The following is a 4160-nucleotide window of genomic DNA, read 5'->3' as shown; positions in this document are numbered from 1 at the left end:
ATGGCAGAACAAATTTTTTCTAAAGTTTCTAAATTCAACATCTTCCATATTGTATAAAACCATAATGGGAAATTAAAAACAATTTTTAGACAATTTTTAATTAAGTTTCTTTTTTTATCTATTGAATTACTATTTTATTTAGTTTTTTTAGCTTGGTAATAATTAATTTATTCAAATTAAAGAGTGGAGCCCAGAGACCACTTCCTAAAAAACGGGGCGAAACCGAAAAGCCAAAGGAGAAGGGAAATGACAAATTAATTATGGGATTATTTTCATCACTATTGGGAAACGCTGGAGTAGTTGACCTTGAAAAATTAATCAGTGAGTACAATATGCTTCTCGTAGAAGGAGAGGAGATTGAAATAGGTTTTAAGCTTATTCGAGACACTTTTATTTTTACCAACAAAAGATTATTACTGGTAGATAAACAGGGAATAACTGGTAAAAAGACTGAATATCTTTCAGTTTCCTACAAAAGTATTTCAAGATTTAGCATTGAAACTGCCGGAACTTTGGATTTAGATGCAGAATTAAAGATCTGGATTTCAAGTGAGTTTAAACCAAGTATCATAAAGAAGTTTAATAAATCAGTGAATGTATACGATGTACAAAAGGTACTTGCCCAACATGTATTGAAATAGAAATCTTCACCTAATGTTCCATACACATTTTGTTACAATTTTTTGGCAAAATGTGTTTTATCTTACAATTCAACACTTTCCTTGAAACCTCTCCATGTGAATTTTATTATTAGTGAATTTTTCCCCCTTAATCGTTTTTATGGCTGCACCTTCTTTCAACCTTTGAGGTTTAAAGCTTTTTCATAACGTTTTCTATAGCTCTTCCTCTGGTGAAGTAATGAAAGCCAGCTTGCCCTTTCGGCTTTCAGGTTAATTAAGGCTAAAGTCAAATGTTTAAAATAGTATTTATAAAAAACAACTTTAAAAAAGGCCCGTCCAACGCAATAGGTTTTAAAAATCTGGTCAATATACCAGGTTGTTGACCCCATCTTTTTTCCTTTCAATACCTTAACGTAGGGGATCAGCCAAGCCGATGAATAGTGAATATCCCTAAGTAATTTAGTTAAATGAGTTAGGTTTAAACGTTCTTTACAAATAAAATGTCTAAAGGTCATACTTCTTTCATAATACAATTTATAGCCCGATAATCTTACTGCATAACAAAGCTCATTATCTTCCCCTGAATTTAATTTTTTTCCTATTCTTCCTGGCATATCGGGTTGAAATCCTTTTTTTATCAAACTATGATATGCCTCTTTTCTTATTACCATTCCGGCTCCATATAGATAAGCATGTTTAGCACTTAATTCACCGCTTTGTTCTCCCTGTTCATTTACTGCATAATAAGGTTTGTAATTTTGAAACCATTCCGGAAGCTCAACATTCGAATAGGCAATTCCTCGTCCTCCTAAAGCACCAATAGCCTGATTCTTTTCCATTATACGAAAGGCTTTTTGCAAATAATCTGGGGCTAACCAATTATCATCATCGCAAAATAGGAGATATTGATATTGACTTTCCCTTATTCCCTTTTCTCTTGCCACCCTGGAGCCTTGCCTCTTTTCACTTAAAACTTTAAAAGGAACAGAAAGTCCATACTTTTCCCATTCTTTTTGAGCTACTTGGGAAGTGTTATCTGTACTAGCATTATCTATAATGAAAATTTCCCATTTTATTTCAGGGCTTAATTTTTGGTAGGCAAGGTGTTGGACGGTTTCCGGTAACCTTTTTGCACTATTATAACAGCATACAATAACGGACACACCTGGTTTAATGTTTGAAACCCTTTCCATAAAAGCTTTTTTTGTCTCTGAAAATATTTTTGAGCTAACGGAAACAGATTTCCCCAGTCAAATGATCTATTTTAATAAGTATCTTCTTGGTTGGCTGTTCTTATTGATGGATTAATAGGGCATGGGGTTAATGACTGTCTTTATTAAACTCTTCTTAACACTAAAACTTCTTTACTTGTATAATTGATTTAAAGACAGAATATTTTTTACAATTTTTAATTGATTTTGGTGAAAATGAAAAGAATTTAAAATTTCTAAAGTGCAAAATTTGTGGGGAAACTGCTCAATAATGATCCAGGTACCTAGGGTGCAGTTACGATTCAAAAGTTATAGTGGGGATGAAATTTAGTGCACATCCAATCCAATTTAAATTGGAATTTGACATGTAATTTCAGATTGACCATAAACTTATTCAATGGGATAAGGAGGAAGGACAGATAAATAATAAAGTTCCTGGTAAATATATAGGACCAACCAATTAATAAAGTGTTTTAAAATAAGGAAGCTCATAGTTTAGTTGTATGAGCATCCATCCCAATGGAGTTAGAAGAAATATATTCTAATAGACATCAATTCTCTTTCTTTAGGAACTCAGAGGTAAAATGCTCATTTCTCCTAGGTTTGGAGAATTTTTTTTCATTGAAACTGCTTGATTTTCCTCGAGGAATAGTTAAGGATTCCCATTTTTCACCCTTAAACATTTTTCCCAGGAATACCATCTGCCCAATATGGTATGGGTAATGGGCCAACTGTCGGTTAATGGCTTCCATAGCCGTATGCCCTTGGTTTCTTATGTAAATGATTTTTTGTAAATCTTCCTCGTTTAAATTTTCAAGGGTATCCAACAAACAATCCCAACCCTTATTCCAAACTTCCATTAGTTCACTCCTAGATTTTAAATCATTTTCAAATTCTCCATCCCGGTTTCTCCACTCTTTTTCTCCATCTGACTGGAGAAAATCTGTCCATCTGGATAACATATTTCCTGATAAGTGCTTGACCAATGTGGCAATACTGTTGCTGTCCTCATTGCATTGCCAAAGTAATTGTTCGTCACTTAAATGTGCCATGGTTTTTTCTCCTAGGCTTTTATAGTATTTGAATTGTTGAATGACCCCGGGTAGGTAGTTAAGGCTCATAGTTTTACGATTATTAATTGAAAGGATTAATTTTTAAGTTCATAAATATTGATTGATTTTGCAATTAACAGTCGAGTAAGAATAATGAGTTTTTTTATAAAATATAGTATTTGATTCTTTTCCAGTGAGGTTTCGTTGATATTGACTTCTCTTGAAATCATTTTCTTCAAAATATCAGAGTTAAAATTACTATAAAATGATATTTTATTAATAATTTTTTTAATTTATGGTTTTAAATAATTTAATAATAGTTGAAGTTAGAGGAACAAATATTGTTAAATGAGATCAGGAAAGGGGATAGGCAGGCATTTAAAGCCTTATACTTGAAAGTTTACCCTGATCTGGTGAAATTTGCCACTGGCTATACCTTCGATATCCATTTAAGTAAGGATATTGTTCAAAATTTTTTTTTATACCTTTGGCAGAATATTCAGAAAGTATCCATTCAAACCTCTCTAAAGGCCTATTTATATAGTTCGGTAAAAAATAGGTGTTTAAATAAGCTTCGTGATTTAAAACTTCAAGACCGAAAAAATTTGATTTATCTTGATGCGATGCTCAGGCTTAATCCAGAATTGGTTAAAGGAGATGATGTAATTCTCAATGAAGTAAGGGCGGCCTTAAATGAATTGCCTTCTCAAATGAAATCTGTCTTTCGGATGAAGTACTTTGAAGGACTAAAAGTTAATGAGATTTCAGAAGAAATGAATATTTCTGAAAATACCGTGAATACCCATTTAAAAAGAGGAAAGAAAAAATTACGAGAATTGCTTCACAAAGCCACTTTATAGAAACTTACCTGTCAATAAAGTCATAAAATTAGTTTCTTTGATGATTTTTTTGGGAACACATAGCAAAAATAGAGATACTTCAGTTTGAGAACTGCCCGTGCTGGAGAATAGACAATTTACTATGGAACTTAAGCTAGAAACCATATTTTAAGGAGTAAATAACTTCTATGCTATACCTATCCCGTTAGGGATGAAACATCCTTGTATCCATTGGCTTTTCTCAATTTCATATTTATACAATTTTATACATATTTAAAGTTCCTGACTGGTTTTGTCCCTATAGGACTAGTTAAGATCATAAATGAATACCCTGCAGCTAGCAAATATAAGCAGTAATTTAGTTTAGCTATGGGAAAGGAATGGCACGATGCGGCTAGGTCACTCAAGGAAACAGCTAGCAGAAAAATTGTCAAAGAA

4 protein-coding genes are annotated in these 4160 nt (G+C 32.6%); 2 read left to right on the top strand and 2 right to left on the bottom strand.

Annotated elements, in window-relative coordinates:
• Positions 1-152 precede the first annotated feature (152 nt).
• Positions 153-641, top strand: coding sequence for a PH domain-containing protein (locus E1171_RS05910; RefSeq protein WP_425509606.1), 489 nt, complete (start codon positions 153-155; stop codon positions 639-641).
• Between the two features lie 155 nt (positions 642-796).
• Here E1171_RS05910 and E1171_RS05905 read toward each other — a convergent pair whose 3' ends face one another.
• Together E1171_RS05905 and E1171_RS05900 are read right to left on the bottom strand one after the other, a co-directional pair.
• A complete protein-coding gene (locus E1171_RS05905; RefSeq protein WP_155205032.1) occupies positions 797-1813 on the bottom strand; it encodes a glycosyltransferase in 1017 nt (338 codons plus the stop codon).
• A 569-nt stretch (positions 1814-2382) separates the two neighbouring features.
• The gene (locus tag E1171_RS05900) at positions 2383-2952 is read right to left on the bottom strand and encodes a DUF1572 domain-containing protein (protein ID WP_155205030.1); all 570 of its coding nucleotides are present in this window, start codon (positions 2950-2952) and stop codon (positions 2383-2385) included.
• A gap of 251 nt (positions 2953-3203) precedes the next feature.
• On the opposite strand from E1171_RS05900, the gene E1171_RS05895 reads away from it, so the two are divergent.
• Entirely contained in the window at positions 3204-3743 is a 540-nt protein-coding gene (locus E1171_RS05895; RefSeq protein ID WP_155205028.1) for an RNA polymerase sigma factor, read from the top strand.
• The last annotated feature ends 417 nt before the right edge of the window (positions 3744-4160 follow it).

The sequence above is a fragment of the Xanthovirga aplysinae genome, assembly GCF_009711365.1.
GTDB lineage: Bacteria > Bacteroidota > Bacteroidia > Cytophagales > Cyclobacteriaceae > Xanthovirga > Xanthovirga aplysinae.
Note: the sequence above shows the minus strand (reverse complement) of the source record. Positions and strands in the feature narration are given on the sequence as shown.